Consider the following 20257-nt stretch of genomic DNA (forward strand, 5'->3'; position numbering starts at 1 on the left):
GCGGGGGTCGGCGCCGCGCCGGTCGCGGGTTCCCGAGGCGCACGGTCGAGCACGAGCATGCTCACGCCCGCGATCGTCAGCGCACCCGCCGTCGCGGCCGCGATCATCGCGGCGCGGCGCCTGCCTCGCCTGTCCATCCCTGCCTGCCCTCCGTGCTCGTGCTCGTGCTGGTCGACGTGCGATGACCGGGCCCCCGCGCTGGGTCGCGGGAGCCCGGTCGGTCGCTGCGTCAGCGCTGCTGCGCCGCGATGGGCGCGGTGCGGCGCCACGCCACGATCGCGGCGATGCCGAGCACGCCGGCGATCGCGAGCAGGATGCCGGCGAGGCCGCCGTCGCCTGCCGCGCCTCCGAGTCCCGAGGGGACTCCGGCCGGTGCGCTGTGCGCCTCGACCGTCTGCACGGCGAGTGCGAGCGTGCCGTCGTCGGCGCTGCCCCACGCGGTCACGATGGTGTTCGTGCCCTCCGCGAGCGTCAGGTCGGCCGGGCCGATCACGACGTCCTCGGTGCCTGCGAGCACGACGTCGGCCGAGACGGTGCCCGCTGCGGTCACGAGCGATGCCTCGCTCGGGTTCTCGATGGCCTCCACGACGACGGCGCCGCCAGCACGGACGTCGACGGCGGGTGCCGCGGCGAGGTGTCGCACCGTGAGGCGGGCCTCGCCGGCGGCGACGGGCGTCGTGTCGTTCGCGAACGCGCCGAGCGACGGCGTGCCGTCGGCTGCGAGGTAGGCGACGAGCGTGACGTTCGCGTTCGCGGGCACCTCGACGCCGGTGGCCTCGATCGCGGGCGTCGCCGTCGCAGGGTCGTCGCCGTCGGCGAACACCTGGATGTCGTACGCGCCGGGCGCGAGCATCATCGGGTCGGTGAGCGTGCCGGGCTCGAAGTCGGGCACCGTCTCCGCACCGTTCACGTACACGTCGACCGTCAGGCCGGGGACCGCGTGCAGCACCGACACCGTCGCGTCGCCCTCGGCGGCGAGCGCGGGCGCTGCCCCCAAGGCGGACATGGCGAGGATGGCGGCGCCGCCGATCACGAGCTTGCCCTTCATGAGCGTCTCCTGTCTCTCGGGCAGCGCCGGACGCGCGACCCCTTCACCCTCGTATCGGGATGGGGGTGCGGATCGGTTGCAGCGATCGACGGCACGTGCACGCTCGGGCGTGTCGTCCTCGGTGCATCGAGGGGTGACGCCGGGCGTTCGCGCTCGCGTCAGCGCTGGCGCAGTGCGGCCGCCGCCTGCTCGTGCGCTGCCGCGAGCCTGCGCAGCTGCGCGTCGGCGCGGGTGACGAGCGCGGCCGCGTCGATCCCGTGGCCGATGCCCGAGACCTCGAGGGTGCGCCAGTGCGCGCGCTTCGCGCTCACCATCGTCAGCAGCCCCTCGAGCTCGACGACGTCGGTCGTGGGGGAGCGGCGCAGCACGGCGCCGTTGCCCTTGAGACGTCCGAGACGCTCGCCGACGGTCGCGAGCGGGCCGGCGATGCGTCGACGGCGGACTCGCAGCGAGCGCAGGATGCGGTGCTCGGTGCGCAGGTCGTCGCGGATCTGCTCCGCCAGATGAGCGAGGTCGCGACCCCACGGCCGCGACCGGTGGCTGCGTTCCGCGCGTCGGAACGCGCGCAGGCCGGCCTGCGCTCCCATCTCGTGATCGCGGAGGTAGACGGCGACGGGTCGGGAGGTTCGCATGATGAGAGTCCATCGTGCCGCGGCGGATGCCGCAGGGGCCTTGCGAGTCCGCGTCGACGTCCGAGGCTCGTCGGGGTCTGCGCGGACGCGGCGTGAGCGTGCCGGCGAGGGTGCATGCCGCTCGAGGTCGCGCTCACGCCGCATCCCGACGGGCGTCACGCCTCCACGGTCTCGTCTCGTGTTCGTGCCGTGAGGTAGAACCGATGCGCCGTGATGACGAGCGCGAGCCACGCGAGGCCGAGCACGAAGCCTGCGAGCACGTCGGTGAACCAGTGGTGGCCGAGGTAGACGCGCGTGAAGGCGATGACGACGACGTACACGAGTGCGCCGAGCCCGATGGCGACGCGGGCGCGCACGCTCGTGCGGCGCAGGATCACGAGGTACGCGATGATCCCGACGATCGCGACGGCGTTGAGGGTGTGCCCGCTCGGGAACGACTCCGACAGCTCGAGCGGGGGCACGGCATCCGAGTGCGGCGGTCGCACGCGGTCGATGAAGCGCTTGCCGACGATCGTGAGCAGCACCGACACGGCGCCGGTCGTCGCGATGAGCACCACCGGCGTCCACGAGCGGCGACGCATGGCGAGGATGGTCATGGCGGCGAGGGCGACGAGCGGCATCCCGATCGTGCCGGCCGTGGACGTGACGGCCGTGAGCGTCGCGTCGAGGGCGGGGGAGCGCAGCGTCAGCAGATCGTCGAGGAGCGGGCGGTCGACGCCGGCGACACCCCGGCTCGTCGTGATGGATGCGTAGATCCAGATCACGAGGGCGGTCGCGACGGCGATGACGACGATGGCGACGCCGAGCGCCACGGCGAGCGCGGCATACGGTCCCCGCTGCCTCGCGATCGCATCGGCGCCCTCGACGGTCGCCTCGCCGACGCGACCCGGCCACCGCGTGAGGTCGACCGCGCCGATGCGCGTGTCCTGCAGGCGCTCGCCGCGTGCTCCGGCCTCGTCGGGTGTCGGGGTCATCGCGGTGCGGGCGTCCATCGGCTCAGCATGCGACATGAGGCCGCTGCTCGCCAGGTGCGAGCATCGCCCTTGACGCGGCGGCGGCGGCGGCGGCAGCGCAGCCGGGCAGGGCTCCCAGTGCCATCCTCCCTTCCATGCTTCAGTCATGCGTGATATTCATGACGGATGAACTCATTCGCGACCCTCGCCGATCCCGTGCGGCGCCGCATCGTCGAGGTGCTCGCCGACGGCGCCCGGTCCGCCGGCTCGGTCGGCGCCATCGTGCAGGACGAGTTCGGCATCACGCAGCCCGCCGTCTCGAACCATCTGCGCGCGCTGCGCGACGCGGGCGTCGTCGAGGCCGAGCCGCACGGCGCGCAGCGCATCTACCGCCTGGTCCCGGGAGCGCTCGACGACGTGACCGCGTGGGTCGAGCGCTACGCGGCGCTGTGGCCGCAGCGGCTCGACGCCCTCGAGACCGAGCTCGCACGCGGCCGCCGCGCGGATCGCGCATCCGGGTCCTCCGCACCCGCAGCCACGCCCGAGGAGGCATCCGCATGACCGACACCACCACCATCGGGTTCGCACGCGCCCTCACCGGCTCGGGCGACCGCCCCGTCGTCGACGTCGAGCGCCGCCTCGCCATGAGCCCCGCCGAGGTATGGGACGCGATCGTCGACCCCGCGCGGCTCTCGCGCTGGCTCGGCACGATCGAGTCGGGAGAGCGCCCGAGCGTCGGCTCCGCGTTCGGCTTGCGGCTCGGCGACGCGGCCGACGACCGGGCCGACTGCCGACTCCTGACGTGCGGGCCCGAGCGCGGCCTGGCGATCGCCTGGCAGTGGGCGGGCGAGCCCGACTCGGTCGTGCACCTGACGCTCGAGCCCCACGAGGGCGGCACGGTGCTGCGACTGCGGCACGAGCTCGTCGCACCGCAGCCAACCGCCGACTACGGCGCCGGATGGGAGGCGCACCTCGATGGCCTCGCCGACGCGCTCGCGGGCCTCGCGCCGCGCCCGTTCGCGATGCCGACCCATGCGGCGTGGACGCGCATGGCCGACGGCGTGCTGCACGTCGAGCGCGACCTGGACGCCCCGGTCGACGCCGTGTGGGCGGCGTTCGCCACAGCCGAGGGACTGCGCACCTGGTGGTGGCGGCACTGGGCCGACACGACGATCGAGGCCGACGTGCGACCGGGCGGATCGCTGCGCATCGCGGCGCCTACGGCAGGCATCGTGCTGACGGGCGAGGTGCTCGACGCCGACGCGGATGCGCACCACCTCGCCGCGACGTGGACATGGGCGGATGCCGACGGCACGAGCGTCGACGAGGCCTTCGACGTGCGCCTCGCCGCCGTCGGCGACGCGACGCGCGTCACGGTGCGGCACTCGGGACCGTGGTCCGACGCCGCGCCCGCCGGCTCGTACCTCCAGGGCTGGGAGTTCGTGCTCGGCGAGCTCGCCGAGGTCATCCGCCGCTGACCGGCCGCACGCCGGCGGGTTCCTCCCGCGATGGCGATCGCGTCGTCAGGAGAACGCGCCGCGCCACACGCTCGTGCCGCTGTGCGCCGGGTCGCCGTCGAGCGGCTCGAGCGACACGTCGACGATCGGGAAGCCGGCGAGGTCCACGTCGGCGGGCAGCGACAGCTCGGTCGATGCGCCGTCGAGCGTGCCGAGATGCACCATGCCTGCAGCGTCCTCGTCGAGCAGCCAGACCTCGAGGGAGGCGTTCGCAGGCGTGGTCACGTCGACGGCGTCGACCACGAGCAGGCGCTGCCCGGCCCGCTCCACGATCCAGGCCGTCGCCTCGCCCTCGACGTCGCCCATGGGCTGCAGCGCGATCGCCGGGCCGTCGACGCCGGCAGCGGCCCGATCGAGCATCCACGACGTCGCACCCACGGCGCCCACCGAGGCGAGCGCCGTGACGACGCAGGCCGCGACGATCGCCCACGGTCGTCGCGCCCGTCGCGCAGCCACCGCATCCGAGATCCGCGCCCACAGGCCACTCGGCAGCGGCGTCTCCTCGACCGCGGGCGTCGCGGCGACCAGCCTCGCCAGCTCGTCGGCGCACGGCGGGCAGGCCCGCAGGTGGCGTCCGTGCTCGTCGTCGTCGACGGTGCGCAGCGCGGCTCGCCAGACGAGCTCCTCGTGCGGCACGTGCGACATGGGGCTCCTGACGGTACGGAGCCGCGCCGCGGATGCGACGACAGCAGGGGCTCCTGCACGTCGTTCGCGCTCGACGGGCCTCGCGGATTCCGCCACGCGGAGCAACGCCATCGCCGGCTCGCCGCTCGGCGCCCTGCGGGACGCGCTCAGGTCGCGCTCATCGCGGCGCGAGCGCCGCGTCGAGCAGACGGCGCGCGCGGCGACGCTGGTCGTCGAGGTCGAGCGCCAAGGCGCCCGGCGAGCTCGCCCTGGCCGTGAGGTCGGCGAGCATCGAGATCGCGGCGAGCACGTCGGATGCCTCCACGTGCTCGCCGACGAGACCGACCGCGCGGTCGCGCGCGACCAGCACCTCGGCGATCGTGCGCACGCGGTCGCCGAGCGGGGCGACCCGTGCGTCGTGCTGGTGCTGCCACATGAGGTCGACGAGGGCGGGCGCCATCCCGGCCTGCTGCTCGACGAGGTCGAGGAGGCTCGACACGCTCGTCGAGGCATCCGCCACGACGGCCTCGACGGCGTCGAGGTTCTCGTCGAAGACGGCGACGGCCAGCGCGAGTCGGTCGGGGAAGTGCCGGTAGAGGCTGCCCTGCCCGACGCCCGCGTCCTTCGCGATCGTGCTGAGCGGCACCGAGAGCCCGTCGCTGGCGAAGCGCGCCCTCGCCGCGACGAGGATCGCGAGGCGGTTCGCGGGGCCCGCGCTCGGCCCACGATTCGCCTTGGCTCGCTCGTCGGTCACCGTGCTAGCGTACCGAACGACCGGACAAGGCTGTCCGGTTTCGACGAGGGAGGCTCGGATGAGCGCGGATCGACTGACCGGCGACGACAGCATCAAGGCATGGCTGGCGCACCCCACGGGCGGCCCCGTGCTGCGCGAGCTGCTCGCGCAGGGCGGCCAGAGCGCCGACGCGCTGCGGCCCGTGAGCCGGCTCGCCATCAAGCGGCTCGTCGGGCTCAGCAAGGGAGCGTTCCCGCAGGAGGCGCTCGACGCCGTCATCGCGCAGGCGAACGCCGCGACGCCCGCCGACCACGTCGGCGACGGGTCGGATGGGCCGGAGGCCGGCGCCGACGCCGAGCCGCAGCCGGCCGCGGCGGCAGCCGAGCAGCAGCCCTGGGTCGAGCGCATCTCGCAGGGGCGCTTCGCCGACCGCACCATCATCGTGACGGGCGCGGGCTCGGGCATCGGCCGCGCCACCGCATCCCGCATCCTCCGCGAGGGCGGCAGGGTCGTCGCCGTCGACGTGTCGCAGGAGCGGCTCGACGCGCTCGTCGCCGACCACGAGGGCGCGGACGTCGTCGCGCTCGTCGCCGACATCACCGACCCCGCCCGCGTCGACGACATCGTCGCGGCGGCAGGCGAACGCGTCGACGGCCTCGCGAACGTCGCGGGGATCATGGACGACATGAGCCCGGTCGGCGAGGTCAGCGATGCCGTGTGGCAGAGGGTGATGCGCGTGAACGTCGACGGCACGATGCTGCTGACGCGCGCCGTCGTGCCGACGATGCTCGCGCAGGGCTCGGGATCGATCGTGAACGTCGCCTCCGAGGCTGCGCTGCGCGGCTCCGCGGCGGGCGTGGCCTACACGGCCTCGAAGCATGCCGTCGTCGGGCTCACGAAGTCGACGGCCTTCATGTACGCGGGTCGCGGCATCCGCTGCAACGCCGTCGCTCCCGGCCCCGTCATCACGAACATCGAGGCGTCGTTCGCCTCCGAGCTGGGCGCCGAGCGCGTGCAGCTGGCGATGACGGTGCTGCCGGATGCGGCGGAGGCCGAGCAGCTCGCGGCATCCATCACGTTCCTGCTCAGCGACGACGGCGTGAACGTGACGGGCGTCGTGCTGCCGAGCGACGGAGGCTGGTCGGCGACCTGATCGCCGCCGACCCTCCGGTGCGGGTCAGACGGTCTCCTCGGGCGCGCCCTCGTCCTCCTCGGGCTCGAAGGTCGACTGCTCGCCCGTGTGCCCCACGCCCACGCCGTCGGGGGCGTCGGGGATCGTGCCGTCCTCGCCGAGACCGCCCTGCTTCGGCGTGCCCTGCTCGTCGCGTGCGTCGTGGTCGCTCATGATCGCTCCGTTCGTCGGTGCATCGCACGCTACGGGCCGACGCGACGAGACGGGAGGCCGTTGACACGGTGGCACGCGCGCCACGGCCGCTGCTAGGACGAGCCGAGCGCCCAGCGCCAGACCTGCTGCGCGTTCGCGAGCCGCCACTCCCAGTCGGGCGGCGCCAGCGCGTCGTGCGTGCCCACCCGCACGTCGAGCGTCTCGCCACCGACCTCGACCGTGATCGTGCCGCCGGCCTGCGCGCCCACGAGCACCTCGTCGGGCACGACGACGACCGCGTCGATGGGCGTCGAGCGCCACACGACGACCGCGAGGGTCGCCTTCGCGTGCAGCTGCAGCACGGCACCCCACGGCGCCTCGTACGACGCGATCGGCGTGCCCTCGGCCACGACCTGACGCTCGACGACCTGCTCGGCGACGCTCGTGACGAGCGACGCGATCGCCGCATCGCGGTCCACGCCGTCCTGCACCCCCAGCAGCGCGGCGTGGATGCGCAGCTCGACGCCAGCGACCGTGGCCGTCGCCCCCACGAGCACCGTGCGGCCCGACACGGTCAGGCTGCCGGTCTTCCCGGCATCGATGCCCGCGAGCCCCAGCGATGCGTTCGTGTTCGCGACGACGCCGAGGCCCGGCACGTCGGCCTGCCGCTGCCCGGTGACCTCGCGCAGCACGGGGGAGCCGTCGACGACGTCCATGAGCTGCAGCACGGCTGGGGCCCTGGCCGCGTTGCGTCTGCTGAGCCCCGTCGCGTCGACGACGGCGATGCCGGAGAGGCCCTGGTCTGCGAGCCACGTCGTCGCGGCGGCGACGTAGGCCTCCTGGCTGCCGAACGCCCACTGCGCGAGCGTCGTCGCCGCGTTCGCCGACGACTGCAGCATCGCGGCATCCATGAGCTGGCGCTGCGTCAGCTGCTGTCCGAGCGCCATGGGCATCACCGCGGCGCCGCGCTGCGCAGACGCTGCGAGCAGCGCGAGGTCGGCGTCGCCGATCGTGAGCGTCGGCCCCTGCTCGCCGGGCGCGAGCGGTGCGCGATCGAGCACGACGAGCATCGTGACGAGCTTCGCGACGCTCGCGATCGGCAACGCGCCCGCCTCGCCGGTCGCCCCCTCCGCACCGTCGAGGCCCTCGATCTCGAACGCCGCGGCGTCCACGCCCGCCGGCCACGCGATCGCCGCGGGCTCGCCCTCGATGCCGACGTCGAGCACCGACGGGGCCACGTCGACCGGGGGCGGCGCCGCGGTCGCGACGACGGTCGCACCCGTGCCGAGCCCTGCGCCGACCGCGGCGACGAGCCCGCCGATCGCGACACGCACCAGCGCACGGCGCACGCGCGTGCCGCGTCGTCTCCGCTCGTGCGCCTCGACCATGCCTCCACGGTCCTCCCGCCTGCCGATCGCCGGGAGGACCTGCCAGTACCCGCGAGCCGCCCATGACGAGCCTTGGGATCGACTGTGACGCCGCGCACCCGGTCGCGGGTGCCCGTCGCTATCGCGCACCGACGCCGCGGCGCAAGGCCGAGCACCCCTGCCTCGACGTGCCTAGCGTCGGACGCATGGCACCCCACGACGTCGACCACGCGACGCCGCTCGTCGCCCTCCACGGGCTGGGATCGAGCGCGCGCGCCTTCGAGGCCATGGCGGGGCGGCTGCGCGAGCCCCTCGCGCTCCACGCGATCGACCTGCCCGGCTTCGGTGCGGCGCGCGACGAGCCGTGGACGACGACCGCAGACGCCGTGCGCCGCGTGGTCGCGCTGCTGCGCGCCCGCATCGCACCGCTCGACGAGCCGTGGCTGCTGGCCGGGCACAGCCTCGGCGGGCGCATCGCGACGCTCGTCGTCGCCGCGCTGCGCGACGAGGCGCTCGCCCCCGCCGGCATCGTGCTGCTGGCCCCGTCGCCGCCGTCGCGCGAGCCCATGGACCCCGAGCGCAGGCAGCAGATGCTCGACTGGGCTGCGACGGGCGCGATCGACCCGGCCGCCGCACGCGCCTTCGTCGACGCGAACGTCGGCGGCCCCCTGCCCGCCGACCTCGACCGGCTCGCCGTCGACGACGCCATCGGCAGCGACGCGGCGGCGTGGACGGCCTGGCTCGACGCCGGCAGCCGCGAGGACTGGTCGGCCGAGGTGGGCGAGGTCGACCTGCCGGCGCTCATCCTGTCCGGCAGCGACGACGACGACCTCGGCACCGTCGCCCAGCACCGCCTCCACCAGTCCGTCTACCCGAACGCCCGCTGGCAGCAGCTCGACGGCGCCGGGCATCTGCTGGCCCTCGAGCGCCCGCAGGAGGTGGCCGCGGCCATCGACGCGTTCTGGGCCGAGCTCCGACACGACCCCACCCGACACGCAGACCGAGAGGCAGCACCGTGGACCTGAGGATCGCCGACAAGACCGCGCTCGTCACCGGCGGCGACTCCGGCATCGGCTGGCACACCGCCCGCATCCTGCTCGAGGAGGGTGCGACGGTCGTCATCTCCGACCAGGACGACGAGTCGCTGCAGGCGGCCGCGAAGGAGCTGCGGTCGCAGACGAAGGTCGCGGCGAGCAGGCTGCACGCGTTCGCCGCCGACGTCACGAGCCTCGACTCGCTCGCGGCGCTGCACGAGCAGGTGCAGGAGGCGGTGGGCGACATCGACATCCTCGTGCAGTCCGCAGGCGTCACCGGCGCGCAGGGCCTGTTCCACGAGATCAGCGACGAGGGGTGGGTGAAGACGATCGACGTCGACCTCCACGGACCCGTGCGGCTCGTGCGGCAGTTCCTGCCGTCGCTGCGGAAGGGCGGGTGGGGTCGGCTCGTGCTGCTGGCGTCGGAGGACGCGGTGCAGCCGTACGACGACGAGCTGCCGTACTGCGCGGCGAAGGCCGGCATCCTCGCACTCGCGAAGGGGCTGTCGCGCAGCTACGCGAGCGAGGGGCTGCTCGTCAACGCCGTGTCGCCCGCCTTCATCCACACGCCCATGACCGACGCGATGATGGACGCGCGCGCAGCCGAGCTCGGCACGACGCAGACGAAGGCGATCGCGTCGTTCCTCGACGAGGAGCGCCCGTACATGGAGCTCGGCCGCCGCGGCGAGCCCGAGGAGGTCGCGGCCGTGATCGCGTTCCTCTGCTCCGACCTCGCGTCGTTCGTGAACGGCTCGAACTACCGCGTCGATGCGGGGTCGGTCGCGACCATCTGACATGGGCTGCTGCGCGCGCGGCGCGCAAGGCGTCCCAGCACGCACCGCGCCGCGCATATGGTCTGAGCATGGAACGCGTGATCGCCGACGTGGTGCTGCCATGCCTGGATGAGGCGGGCGCGCTGCCGCGCGTGCTCGGCAGGCTGCCGGAGGGCGTGCGCGCGATCGTCGTCGACAACGGCTCGACCGATGGCTCGCCGGAGGTCGCCGAGCGCCTCGGCGCGCTCGTCGTGCACGAGTCGCGCCGCGGCTTCGGCGCTGCCGTGCACGCGGGGCTGCTCGCGGCGACCGCCGACGTCGTCGCGTTCTGCGACGCCGACGGCTCGTTCGACACGGCAGAGCTCACCCGCGTCATCGACCCCGTCGTCGGCGGCCGCGCCGACCTCGTGCTCGCTCGCAGGCGCCCCGTGCGCTACTCGGCGTGGCCGACGCACGCGCGCATCGCGAACCTCGCGCTCGCGAGGATCATCCGCCGCGCGACCGGGCTGCCGATCCACGACCTCGGTCCCATGCGCGCCGCGAGGCGCGAGATGCTGCTGTCGCTCGACCTGCAGGACCGCCGCAGCGGCTACCCGCTCGAGATGCTGCTGCGAGCGGTGCAGGAGGGGTGGCGCGTCGAGGAGACCGACGCGAGCTACCTGCCTCGCACCGGCAGGTCGAAGGTCACGGGCACCGTGCGCGGCACGATCACCGCCGTCCGCGACATGCGCGGCGTCATCGACCGCGTCGGGCAGGTGCGCGCATGACGACGCTCATCGTGCTCGCGAAGCAGTGCATCCCCGGCAGGGTCAAGACGCGCCTGCACCCGCCGTTCACGCTCGAGCAGGCGGCGACGATCGCGCAGGCGAGCCTCGACGACACGCTCGCGGCGCTCGCGCCCCTGCCGGCCACGCGCCGCGTGCTGTGCTTCGACGGCGACGTCGCTCCCGCATCCGCCGACGGCTTCGAGGTCGTGCCGCAGGTGGCAGGCGGGCTCGACGACCGTCTCGCCGCCATCTTCGACGCCGTCGTCGGCCCTGCCGTGCTCGTGGGCATGGACACGCCCCAGCTGACCGCCGCAGCCCTCGCCCCGCTGTTCGCCCCCTGGCCGCAGGGCGTCGACGCGTGGTTCGGGCCGGCGCTCGACGGCGGCTTCTGGACGCTCGCGCTCGCCGACGTGCCCGCGCGCGGCGACCTCATCCGCGGCGTGCCGATGTCGCAGGACGACACCGGTGCCGTGCAGCGCGCACGCCTGGTCGACGCGGGGCTCGGCGTGCGCGACCTCGAGCCGCTGCAGGACATCGACGATGCCGCAGCGCTCGCCACCGTCGTCGAGGGCATCCCCGGCAGCCGCACCGCCGCGGCCGTCGCCGCGACGGGGGTGCTGGCGCCGCGATCGGCAATCCGCCCGGCAGCGGGAGAACGAACCTTCGACGGGCCCATCGACGGACGGTCGCGGTCGTAGCCATGGACGCTGCACCGGAGGGCTCCGAGGAGGAGGACGGCGTGACCGTGTTCGGCGAAGGTGGACAGGCCCCCTACGAGCGCGCGCTGACCTCTGGCGGCACCGCCGTGCTGCGGCTGCGCGACGCGGAGCGCCCGCGACGAGGCTCGACGAGCCTCATCGACGTGGGGCGCTTCACCGCATCCGCCGACGACGTCGACGTGGCGATCCTCGAGCGCGGCGACGGCCCCGTCATCGACCTCGGCTGCGGCCCGGGACGCATGGTGCGTGCCGCGATCGACGCCGGACGCCAGGCGCTCGGCATCGACGTGTCGTCGTCGGCCGTCGCGATCGCCCGCGACCAGGGGCTTCCCGTGCTGCAGGCGTCGCTCTTCGACCCGCTGCCCGGCGAGGGCATGTGGGGTCAGGCGCTGCTGCTCGACGGCAACCTCGGCATCGGCGGCGACGTCGCGATGCTCGTGCACCGCGCCATCGCGCTCGTGCGCGACGACGGAGCCGTCGTGATCGAGGCGCATCCCAGGCGCAGACGCAACCGCCAGTTCGACGCGGTGCTCGTCGACCAGCACGGTGGCGCGAGCGCCACGTTCCCGTGGGCCGAGATGGGGCGCGACGCGCTCATCGCCGCGGTCCGCGACGCCGGCCTCGTCGTCAGGGACGACTGGACGGTGCGGGGTCGGACGTTCGTCGAGATCGCCACAGGCCCAGCGCGGCCGCGAGCAGCGTGACGGCGGCGACCGCCACCCACAGCAGCACGAGGTCGCGCACGTAGTCGCCTGCGAGCACGCTGTCGTTGCGCGCGCCGCGGGCCTGCGAGATCACGAGCGGCACGGCGAGCAGCGTGAGGCAGACGCCCACGCCCCACGCCATGCGGATGACGGTGCGGGTGCGCGCAGGCAGGCGGCGGCCGACGCGGTCGAGGCCGCGGGTCGTGAGCGTCGTGGCGGGGGCGATGATGCCGTCGTGGACGACGATCGCCGCGGCGAGCCACGCCGCCAGCGACAGCAGCTGGTCGAATCGCTGCGTCGTGAGCAGCAGGACGATGCCGAAGATCGTCGCCACGGCGCCCGCGCCGACGAACGCGAGACGCGCGAGCCTCATGAGAGCACCTCGATCTGCGTGAGCCACTTCGTCTGCAGCACCCCGGGTCGGCCGGGCGCGATGATGCGCGCCGGGTACCCGTGGTCGAGCGAGAGCGGCTCGCCGTTGAGCTCGAGGGCGACGAGCGTCGTGGGGTCGTCGACGAACTCCGGGCCCATCTCGGTCACGCGGTAGTTGCCGCGCGGCTGCAGGCTCGTGAGGCGCACGCCGCGGTGCGGCTGGCCCGTGGCGGCCACGAGCTCGAGCAGCCGCACGCCGCGCCAGTCGGCGACGGTGCTCCACCCCTCCACGCATGCGATGGGCAGCCGCGAGGCGGTCTGCCCCTGCCCGAGCAGCTGCTCGCGCGTGAACGCGAGCGTCGAGCCGCCTCCGCGCACGATGAGCGCCCATGACGATGCGGTGGCGAGGTCGAGCACGCCGGCCTCCTCGGCCGTGCGGTTCACGGGCACGCCCTGGGGGCCCTCGCCCGCGCGCCGCGGCGCGAACGCCGCGAAGGGCGCGAGAGGCGCGATGGTCTGCCCGGCGGTCACGGCGGTGACCGCGAGGGTCGCGAGGCCGACGCCCGCGAGGAACGTGCGTCTGCTGCGCTCGTCGTCGCTCATCCGGCGACCTCCCGTGGTGGATCGGCGGTGGACGCCTGGCTCGGAGGCGCGGCGTTCGTCGGCACGGCGCTCGCAGGCGCGGCGCTCGTCGGCGCCTTCGGGCGGCCGGTCTCGCGCCTGGACCCGCGCCAGTGCTCCACGATCTGCGGCAGCTTGGCGCCGACGTGCACGGCGAGGGATCCGATCACGACCCACGCGAGCGCGAGGTGCACGCGGCGGAACGAGAACTCCCACGGGTACCACTGCAGCGTGTTGAGGAAGCCGATCGCGACCTGCACGATCGAGCCGGCGACGAGCATCGCGATCGACAACCGCTCGATCGCATGCAGCGGCGAGTCGATCGGCGGCCACGAGAACAGGCGCGGGTAGACGATCCACAGCTTGCCCAGCAGCAGCGGGATCGCGGCGGTGCCGGAGATCACGTGCAGCCCCTGCGTCCACTGGTACAGCTGCACCGGCCGGGTGGGGAACACCATCCACGGCAGCGGATCCTGCAGCGCGTGGCTGTACATGCCGGTCGCGAAGCACACGACGAACGCGAGGCCGAGCAGCCTGCCGACGACGACGGCGGTGCGCGTCGTGCGGGCCGGCGACTCGAGCGCGTCCCGTGCCCACGCGAAGCGCGCCTCGAGTGCTCGCGTGACCACGGCGGGCACGCGTCGCCCCTCTGTTGCGATCGCCATCACTGCAGTATCCGTCGCGCAGGGCCCAATCGGATCGAACGCGCGGTCGCGAACGACGATCGGATCGGCGCGTCGCCGTCGGCATCCCTCCTCGGATCGCGGTCGCAAGCGCGTGCCGCCGGGCGGATGCGACGGCAGACTGAGCGACGACGAGGCATCGACGAAGGTGGGCAGCGTGATGACGACGAGTGGGATCGAGCCGAGGATCGGCGTGATCGGGGGATCGGGGCTGCAGCGCCTCCTCGCAGATGGCGAGGGCGAGGAGCTCGACGTCGCGACGCCGTTCGGGCCGACGTCGGGACCGATCACGGTGGGCGAGCTGCACGGCACGCCCGTCGCGTTCGTCGCCCGCCACGGCCGCGGCCATTCGGTGGCGCCGCACGAGATCCCCTCGAAGGCCAACGTGTGGGCGCTCGCGAGCCTGGGGGTGCGGGCGATCGTCTCCTCGACGGCCGTCGGCGGCCTGCGCCAGGACCTCGCGCCCGGCAGCCTCGTCGTGCCCGACCAGCTCATCGACCAGACGCGCATCCGAGGCGAGGGCGGGCTCGGCGCCGTGCGGCGCGACACGTACTTCGGTGGCGGCGTCGTCGAGCACCTCACCTTCGCCGACCCGTACACGCCGCAGCTCGTGCGCGTCGCGCTCGACGCGCTCGAAGGCGCCGGCGAGCAGGTCGTGAGCCCTGCGACGACCGTCGTCATCGACGGGCCTCGGTTCTCGACGCGCGCCGAGTCGCGCTGGTACGCGTCGCTCGGCGGCGACATCGTGAACATGACGCAGTACCCCGAGGCTGCGCTCGCCGCCGAGCTCGGCCTCGGCTACGTCAACCTCTCGTTCGTCACCGACACGGATGCCGGCGTCGCCTCCGCGGTCGACGACGAGGACGCCGTCGACGCCTCCCGCGTGTTCGAGCGCCTGAGCGCCGCGCAGCCGCGCATCGTCGCGGCGATCGCGGCGATCGTCGCCGCGATCCCCGCCGACGTCGTCGTGTCGAACGGCATCGCTCGCGAGCACGTCGACGCCGTGCTCGCCCTCGCACCCGTGGGGTCGGCATGAGCGACGCGACCACGGTGCTCGTCACCGGCGGCGCCGGGTTCATCGGCAGCCACGTCGTCGAGGCGGCGCTCGCGCGCGGCTGGCGGGTGCGCGTCATCGACTCGCTGCGCGCCGACGTGCACGGCGACGGCACCATGCGGGTGCCCGCGCAGGACGGGCTCGAGCTCGTCGTCGCCGACCTCGCCGACGAGCGGGCGGTCGCGGAGGCCCTCGACGGAGTCGACGTGGTCTGCCACCTCGCCGCGAAGGTGGGGCTCGGCGTCGACTTCGCCGACGCCGCCGACTACGTCACGAGCAACGTCACCGCCACGGCGACGCTGCTGCAGGCCATGCGGGTCGCTGGCGTGCGCAGGCTCGTCGTCGCCTCGTCGATGGTCGTCTACGGCGAGGGCGCCTACCGCGACGCCGAGGGACCCATCGCGGTGCCGCCGCGCCTCGTCGACGATCTCGAGGCCGGCAGGTTCGAGCCCGTCTCGCCGCGCACGGGTGAGCCGGTCGAGCCGCTGCTCGTCGACGAGTCCGCGCCGAGCGACCCGCGCAACGTCTACGCGGCGTCGAAGCTCGCGCAGGAGCACCTCGCGGCAGCGTGGGCGCGCGGCGGCGACGGCGCGGCCGCGCTGCTGCGGTTCCACAACGTCTACGGACCCCACATGCCCATGGGCACGCCGTACGCGGGCGTCGCCTCCATCTTCCGCTCCTCCCTCGAGCGCGGCGAGGCGCCGCGCGTGTTCGAGGACGGCGGGCAGCGGCGCGACTTCGTGCACGTGCGCGACGTCGCCGACGCGAACCTGGCCGCGGCCGACTGGACGGCGAGCGCGGGCACCGACGCGGTGCGCGCGTTCAACGTCGGCAGCGGCACGGTGCACACGATCGGCGAGATGGCCTCGGCGCTCGCGGAGGCCTTCGGGGGTCCTGCGCCGATCGTCACCGGCGACTACCGCCTCGGCGACGTGCGCCACGTCACCGCGTCGTCGCAGCGCGCCGCCGACGAGCTCGGCTGGCGCGCCGCCGTCGGGTTCGTCGAGGGCATGGAGGAGTTCGCGCACGCGCCGCAGCGGCCGCCTGCGACGCAGGGCGGAGCCGAGCGATGACGCCGGCGCCCCCTGCCGAGACCCCCGCGGGGCGCACGCGCGGGGGGCGCGCGCTCGCGGTGCTGCGGCATCCTGCCACGCTCGCGCTCGGCGGCATCGCCGTGACGATCACGATCATGGTGCTCGCGCACGTGCTCGTGAAGGAGTTCGACTGGGACGTGCGCTCGCGCAACTACCCGCCGCTGCACGCGACGTGGATGCCGCGCACGGGCCCGGGCACGCCGCTCGCGATCGCGTCGGCGATCGTGCTGCTGCTCGTTGGCGAGCGGGTCGCGCGCACGTGGTCGTGGCGGTGGCTCATGCTCGCGAGCGCCGCCGCCGCGTTCGTGTGGATGCTGTCGCTCGCGCTCGTCGACGGATGGGCGGGCATCGCCGACGTGCTCGACGCCGACATCGAGTACCTGCAGACGGCGCGGCAGATCGACGACGTCGGCGCGATGCTGCGCGAGTTCATCTCCCGCATCCCCATGGGATCCGACGGGCAGTGGCAGGTGCACGTCGCAGGGCATCCGCCGGGTGCGCTGCTGACGTTCGTCTTCCTCGACCGCATCGGGCTCGGCTCCGGCGGCGCCGCCGGCATCGTCGTGATGGTGCTCGCCGCCTCCGTGCCCGTCGCCGTCATGACGACGATGCGCATCCTCGGCGCCGAGCGGTACGCGCGCCTCGCCGCGCCGTTCCTCGTCGCCGGTCCCGCAGCGATCTGGATGGCGGTCTCGGGCGACGCGCTGTTCGCTGCCGTCGCCGCGTGGGCGACGGTGCTGCTCGCCGCAGCGGCGACGGCGACGCGGTGGTGGGTGCGCGCTGCGCTCGCGATCGCCTCCGGGCTGCTGTACGGCTGGTGCGTCTTCCTCTCCTACGGCCTGCTGCTGCTGGGCCTGCTCGCGGTGGCGGTGCTCGTCGTCGCGCGCGCGTGGCGGCCGCTGCCGTGGGCGATCGGCGGTGCCCTCGCCGTCGTCGTCGCGTTCTGGGCGAACGGCTTCGCATGGTGGGAGGCGTACCCGGTGCTCGTGGAGCGCTACTACGCGGGCATCGCGAGCGACCGGCCCTACGAGTACTGGGTGTGGGCGAACCTCGCCGTCTTCGGCTTCAGCGCCGGCCCCGTCGCGGGCGCCGCGGTCGCCCTCGTGGTCTCCCGGCTGCGCGCCATCCGCGAGGCGGGTCCGCTCGGCGTCCTCGTCGTGCTCACGATCGCAGGCATCGGCATGGTGCTCGCCGCCGACCTCTCCGGCATGAGCAAGGCCGAGGTGGAGCGCATCTGGCTGCCCTTCGTGCCGTGGGTGCTGCTGGGCACGGCGCTGCTGCCCGCGAGGCTGCGCCTGCCTGCGTGGGCGCTGCAGCTGGGCACGGCGCTGCTCATGCAGCACATCGTCTTCTCGCAGTGGTGACGCCGGCGGCGCCGCGAACGGGCGGTGGATTCGAGGCCCGATTGTCACGAAACGGTCACGACTGGAATCCACCCCATCCGCTCCCGGGGGTGGTTGCGAACCCTGGTCACGACGCGGAACTCGCTCCACGAGGAACGCAGAAGGAAGGACTCTCATGAAGATCATGAACAGCACGATCGGCAAGAGCACCATCGGCGTCCTCGCCGCCGGCGCACTCGCCCTCTCGATGGCAGCCTGCTCGACGCCCGCCGAGGAGACCGACGAGTCGTCGGCCCCCGCGACGTCGTCGGAGAGCTCCAACGAGGTTCCCGACCCCACGGCCGTCATCGACGAGCTGGGCGGCGTCGACACGCAGGTCACGCTCGACCAGGGCTTCCTCGACGCCATCACCGGCCTCGGCCTGACCCCGGGCGTGCTCGGTGGCGCGACGCTGACCGATGGCGTCCTCGCCTTCCCGATCACCGGCGGCAACGTCGAGTACTGGGACCCGGACCTCGGCTACCGCCCCTACGTCCAGGGCTCCGTCGAGCACGACGGCTCGGGCATCTCGCTCACCGCTGGTGAGACCGTCGTCGAGCTGACCGACTTCCGGATCGACCCGGGCACGTCGGAGCTGTTCGGCACCGTCACGGCCAACGGCACCGAGGTCGGCCAGGACATCCTCATCTTCGAGCTCAACGGCTCGACGCTGAACCCGCTGCAGGAGGGCCCGAACGGCGAGGCCATCCTCGAGGGCACCGAGGTCTACGTCTCCGAGGACGCAGCCGGTCTGCTGAACGACACGTTCGGCACCGACGCGGTCGTCGGTGGCCGCGAGGTCGGCCTGCTGGTCGGCATCGCGCAGATCACGGCAGCACCCGCCGAGTAATCCCACTCAGCACGCAGGGCCCGTCGCACCTCACGGTGCGGCGGGCCCTTCGTCGTGCGCGGCCGAAGGCGTGATGTCGGCGATCGACGGGTCAGCGTGCGCTGGCGTGAACTCCATGCTCGAGATCAGTCGGCGTCGCGGCAGCTCAGGCTGACAGACAACTGAGAGATGTCTCATCTTTCTTGACGCGTGTATCGAGGACACATACCGTCGCGACCAACTGACGGCGACGAGGCCGTCACGAGAGGGACGAGGACCGCGATGAAGAAGATCCGCTCGCCGTACTACGGCAATGACGGCGCTGGCGACTTCCCCATCGGTAGCCCGCAGACGAGCGGGACCATGTACGCCTTCAACCCAACCGAGGTGTCGTGCAGGATCGCCTGACGCTGCGGGTCATCGCGACTGCGCTCTCGCTGGCGGCCGTCTCTGTGAGCCTCTCTGGATGTGCAGGGAGCGCACCGCCCGCGCCAACTCTGGATCGCTCGCTCGATGCGTACCTCTTCGCACCGGCGCTGGAGATACCCAGCACCGACGACGCGGGCAACGTTCGGGTCGATGCCGTCTATCAGGACGTGCAGCGGATGATCGACCCCGAGAGCGACGTGATCGTTGGCGATCGTGCTGGATGGGTCGTCGTCGCGATCTGCGCACCTGAATCAGAAGAAGGCGATGTGGTGACCGAGCTGCAGGCAGCGCTCATACCTGACGACCTCCTCTCCGCTGAGGTGCGCAGCAGAGCGGAGAGCGGCGAGTTCCTCGGAGCCCTGGACTGCGGAGACGACTGGACCCGTGTTCCGAACTAGACGCCGGACTCGCGTTGCGGTGGCGGTGGCTCTTGGCCACCGCCACCGCGTGTACGCCCGCGCCGCCTGACGATCTATCGACTCTGGTCGGTGGAAGCGTGGCTCGTCTCCTTGAGCACGCACCCGACATGGTCGAGATCGAATTCATCGACGTGCAGGTCAATCTCGAGGAGGACAGTGACCTGCCCTTCCCTGCGCCACCTGCCGCACGAGGATGCGGCGGTGCCACACTGGGGCATGACCTCCAGGCCCGTGCTGCGCGTCGTCGCCGCCCTCGTCGGGCCGGTGGCGCTCACGATCGCAGGGGCGACGCATCCCGCGCACCTCACCGACGAGACGGCCGGATGGTGGCACGACCTGCACGTCATCATGCTGCCGCTGTTCCCGCTGCTGGGGCTCAGCGTGTGGGCGCTGCTGCACCGCGTGCGCGGCGGCATCGACCGCTGGCTCGCGATCGCCGCGCGCACGCTCGCCTTCGTCTACGCCATGTTCTACACGGGGCTCGACGTGCTCGCGGGCATCGGTGCCGGCGCCCTCACCGAGCACCGCAGCATGGGTGGCGAGATCGGCGAGGCGAACTCCGTGATGTTCTTCGAGGGCAACGTGCTCGCCGACGTCGGCACGTGGTCGCTGCTCGTGGCGTTCGCGCTCGTCGGCGCGATCTTCATGCGCCGCGTCGGATGGACGTCGCTCGTGGGCACCGCGGTGCTGCTGGGCGCCTCGGCGTCGTTCACGACCTCGCACGTGTTCTGGCCGCGCGGCGTGCTGACGATGGCGGCGTTCGGCGTGGGCGTCGCGCTGCTGCTGCTCGCCGAGCGACGGGCGTCGCGCGCTCGGCGCGAGCCCGCCGAGGGCGTGCGCGGCTGAGGCCTGGCGTCCTCGCGCATCCTGTCGGCGCCGCCGTCCGCGTCCGCTGCGGCGGCTCCCAGGCACCTCGCCGGTCGTGCGTGCTTGGATCGGCCTCATCGTCACCACTCGACACGGAAGGCACGGGAAGCATGCTGGGCAGGACCCCATTCGACACCGTCATGATCCTGCTCCCGATCTGGCTGCCGGCGCTCGTGATCGGCCTCTCGCTGCAGTGGCTCGTGATCCGCGGCGCGGTGCTCTCGGCGCTGCGGCGGCACGCTGCCGACTCCGCGCGACCCGCGCCAGCGCCCGACATCGCCCCCTGACCCGAGCGGGCCGCCGAACCTGCAC

Annotated in this window: 26 protein-coding genes; 16 read left to right on the plus strand and 10 right to left on the minus strand. The window is 73.5% G+C overall.

Going from position 1 to position 20257, the window contains the following annotated elements:
* Positions 1–229: 229 nt before the first annotated feature.
* The 3 genes from ACZ6H8_RS08610 to ACZ6H8_RS08620 form a co-directional block, all read right to left on the minus strand.
* Positions 230–1048: a DUF4397 domain-containing protein gene (locus ACZ6H8_RS08610; RefSeq protein WP_464146358.1), complete on the minus strand. Its 819-nt coding sequence runs from the start codon at positions 1046–1048 to the stop codon at positions 230–232.
* A gap of 158 nt (positions 1049–1206) precedes the next feature.
* Entirely contained in the window at positions 1207–1680 is a 474-nt protein-coding gene (locus ACZ6H8_RS08615) for a hypothetical protein (RefSeq protein WP_464146359.1), read from the minus strand.
* A 155-nt stretch (positions 1681–1835) separates the two neighbouring features.
* The gene (locus tag ACZ6H8_RS08620) at positions 1836–2672 is read right to left on the minus strand and encodes a phosphatase PAP2 family protein (protein WP_464146360.1); all 837 of its coding nucleotides are present in this window, start codon (positions 2670–2672) and stop codon (positions 1836–1838) included.
* 147 nt (positions 2673–2819) lie between these two features.
* Between ACZ6H8_RS08620 and ACZ6H8_RS08625 the strand changes: the two genes are divergently transcribed.
* Positions 2820–3194 (plus strand): ArsR/SmtB family transcription factor, encoded by a 375-nt coding sequence (locus ACZ6H8_RS08625; protein ID WP_464146361.1) that lies wholly within the window; start codon positions 2820–2822, stop codon positions 3192–3194.
* Positions 3191–4111 (plus strand): SRPBCC domain-containing protein, encoded by a 921-nt coding sequence (locus tag ACZ6H8_RS08630; protein WP_464146362.1) that lies wholly within the window; start codon positions 3191–3193, stop codon positions 4109–4111. Before ACZ6H8_RS08625 ends, ACZ6H8_RS08630 begins: the two co-directional genes overlap by 4 nt.
* A gap of 45 nt (positions 4112–4156) precedes the next feature.
* Here the strand turns inward: ACZ6H8_RS08630 and ACZ6H8_RS08635 are convergent, their stop codons facing one another.
* On the minus strand, positions 4157–4795 hold the full coding sequence (locus ACZ6H8_RS08635) for an anti-sigma factor (RefSeq protein ID WP_464146363.1): 639 nt from the start codon (positions 4793–4795) through the stop codon (positions 4157–4159).
* Between the two features lie 157 nt (positions 4796–4952).
* A complete protein-coding gene (locus tag ACZ6H8_RS08640) occupies positions 4953–5528 on the minus strand; it encodes a TetR/AcrR family transcriptional regulator (RefSeq protein WP_464146364.1) in 576 nt (191 codons plus the stop codon).
* A 58-nt stretch (positions 5529–5586) separates the two neighbouring features.
* Here ACZ6H8_RS08640 and ACZ6H8_RS08645 point away from each other — a divergent pair, with 58 nt between their 5' ends.
* The gene (locus tag ACZ6H8_RS08645) at positions 5587–6660 is read left to right on the plus strand and encodes an SDR family NAD(P)-dependent oxidoreductase (protein ID WP_464146365.1); all 1074 of its coding nucleotides are present in this window, start codon (positions 5587–5589) and stop codon (positions 6658–6660) included.
* A gap of 24 nt (positions 6661–6684) precedes the next feature.
* Here ACZ6H8_RS08645 and ACZ6H8_RS08650 read toward each other — a convergent pair whose 3' ends face one another.
* The gene (locus ACZ6H8_RS08650; protein WP_464146366.1) at positions 6685–6852 is read right to left on the minus strand and encodes a hypothetical protein; all 168 of its coding nucleotides are present in this window, start codon (positions 6850–6852) and stop codon (positions 6685–6687) included.
* A gap of 92 nt (positions 6853–6944) precedes the next feature.
* Positions 6945–8219 carry a D-alanyl-D-alanine carboxypeptidase family protein gene (locus ACZ6H8_RS08655; protein WP_464146367.1) on the minus strand — a complete coding sequence of 425 codons (1275 nt, stop codon included), beginning with the start codon at positions 8217–8219 and terminating at the stop codon, positions 6945–6947.
* 185 nt (positions 8220–8404) lie between these two features.
* Here ACZ6H8_RS08655 and ACZ6H8_RS08660 point away from each other — a divergent pair, with 185 nt between their 5' ends.
* The 5 genes from ACZ6H8_RS08660 (at position 8405) to ACZ6H8_RS08680 (ending at position 12195) form a co-directional block, all read left to right on the plus strand.
* Complete coding sequence (locus ACZ6H8_RS08660; RefSeq protein WP_464146368.1) at positions 8405–9223, plus strand: alpha/beta fold hydrolase; 819 nt, start codon at positions 8405–8407, stop codon at positions 9221–9223.
* Positions 9214–10026 carry an SDR family NAD(P)-dependent oxidoreductase gene (locus ACZ6H8_RS08665; RefSeq protein WP_464146369.1) on the plus strand — a complete coding sequence of 271 codons (813 nt, stop codon included), beginning with the start codon at positions 9214–9216 and terminating at the stop codon, positions 10024–10026. Before ACZ6H8_RS08660 ends, ACZ6H8_RS08665 begins: the two co-directional genes overlap by 10 nt.
* A 68-nt stretch (positions 10027–10094) precedes the next feature.
* Positions 10095–10772 (plus strand): glycosyltransferase family 2 protein, encoded by a 678-nt coding sequence (locus tag ACZ6H8_RS08670; RefSeq protein ID WP_464146370.1) that lies wholly within the window; start codon positions 10095–10097, stop codon positions 10770–10772.
* Positions 10769–11470, plus strand: coding sequence for a TIGR04282 family arsenosugar biosynthesis glycosyltransferase (locus ACZ6H8_RS08675; protein ID WP_464146371.1), 702 nt, complete (start codon positions 10769–10771; stop codon positions 11468–11470). The genes ACZ6H8_RS08670 and ACZ6H8_RS08675 overlap by 4 nt, the downstream gene beginning before the upstream one ends.
* 2 nt (positions 11471–11472) lie before the next feature.
* Positions 11473–12195: a methyltransferase domain-containing protein gene (locus ACZ6H8_RS08680; RefSeq protein ID WP_464146372.1), complete on the plus strand. Its 723-nt coding sequence runs from the start codon at positions 11473–11475 to the stop codon at positions 12193–12195.
* Here ACZ6H8_RS08680 and ACZ6H8_RS08685 read toward each other — a convergent pair.
* The 3 genes from ACZ6H8_RS08685 to ACZ6H8_RS08695 are packed head-to-tail and all read right to left on the minus strand — an operon-like array spanning position 12119 to position 13853.
* Positions 12119–12568, minus strand: coding sequence for a hypothetical protein (locus ACZ6H8_RS08685; protein WP_464146373.1), 450 nt, complete (start codon positions 12566–12568; stop codon positions 12119–12121). The two genes, ACZ6H8_RS08680 and ACZ6H8_RS08685, sit on opposite strands and share 77 nt — an antisense overlap.
* The gene (locus ACZ6H8_RS08690; RefSeq protein ID WP_464146374.1) at positions 12565–13170 is read right to left on the minus strand and encodes a molybdopterin-dependent oxidoreductase; all 606 of its coding nucleotides are present in this window, start codon (positions 13168–13170) and stop codon (positions 12565–12567) included. The genes ACZ6H8_RS08685 and ACZ6H8_RS08690 overlap by 4 nt, the downstream gene beginning before the upstream one ends.
* On the minus strand, positions 13167–13853 hold the full coding sequence (locus ACZ6H8_RS08695; RefSeq protein ID WP_464146375.1) for a hypothetical protein: 687 nt from the start codon (positions 13851–13853) through the stop codon (positions 13167–13169). Before ACZ6H8_RS08695 ends, ACZ6H8_RS08690 begins: the two co-directional genes overlap by 4 nt.
* A gap of 178 nt (positions 13854–14031) precedes the next feature.
* Here ACZ6H8_RS08695 and ACZ6H8_RS08700 point away from each other — a divergent pair, with 178 nt between their 5' ends.
* The 8 genes from ACZ6H8_RS08700 to ACZ6H8_RS08735 all read left to right on the plus strand — a co-directional run bounded on the left by ACZ6H8_RS08700 (position 14032) and on the right by ACZ6H8_RS08735 (position 20232).
* On the plus strand, positions 14032–14907 hold the full coding sequence (locus ACZ6H8_RS08700; RefSeq protein ID WP_464146648.1) for an MTAP family purine nucleoside phosphorylase: 876 nt from the start codon (positions 14032–14034) through the stop codon (positions 14905–14907).
* Positions 14904–15998: an NAD-dependent epimerase/dehydratase family protein gene (locus ACZ6H8_RS08705; protein ID WP_464146376.1), complete on the plus strand. Its 1095-nt coding sequence runs from the start codon at positions 14904–14906 to the stop codon at positions 15996–15998. The genes ACZ6H8_RS08700 and ACZ6H8_RS08705 overlap by 4 nt, the downstream gene beginning before the upstream one ends.
* Positions 15995–17383, plus strand: a complete 1389-nt coding sequence (locus ACZ6H8_RS08710; protein WP_464146377.1) for a hypothetical protein — start codon at positions 15995–15997, stop codon at positions 17381–17383. The genes ACZ6H8_RS08705 and ACZ6H8_RS08710 overlap by 4 nt, the downstream gene beginning before the upstream one ends.
* A 163-nt stretch (positions 17384–17546) precedes the next feature.
* Positions 17547–18251, plus strand: a complete 705-nt coding sequence (locus tag ACZ6H8_RS08715) for a hypothetical protein (RefSeq protein ID WP_464146378.1) — start codon at positions 17547–17549, stop codon at positions 18249–18251.
* A 261-nt stretch (positions 18252–18512) separates the two neighbouring features.
* Positions 18513–18638, plus strand: coding sequence for a hypothetical protein (locus ACZ6H8_RS08720; RefSeq protein WP_464146379.1), 126 nt, complete (start codon positions 18513–18515; stop codon positions 18636–18638).
* Positions 18623–19057 (plus strand): hypothetical protein, encoded by a 435-nt coding sequence (locus tag ACZ6H8_RS08725; protein WP_464146380.1) that lies wholly within the window; start codon positions 18623–18625, stop codon positions 19055–19057. The genes ACZ6H8_RS08720 and ACZ6H8_RS08725 overlap by 16 nt, the downstream gene beginning before the upstream one ends.
* Positions 19058–19294: 237 nt before the next feature.
* Positions 19295–19924, plus strand: a complete 630-nt coding sequence (locus ACZ6H8_RS08730) for a hypothetical protein (RefSeq protein WP_464146381.1) — start codon at positions 19295–19297, stop codon at positions 19922–19924.
* 131 nt (positions 19925–20055) lie between these two features.
* Positions 20056–20232 (plus strand): hypothetical protein, encoded by a 177-nt coding sequence (locus ACZ6H8_RS08735; protein WP_464146382.1) that lies wholly within the window; start codon positions 20056–20058, stop codon positions 20230–20232.
* Positions 20233–20257: the final 25 nt, after the last annotated feature.

The organism is Agrococcus sp. AC640b (assembly GCF_979255995.1).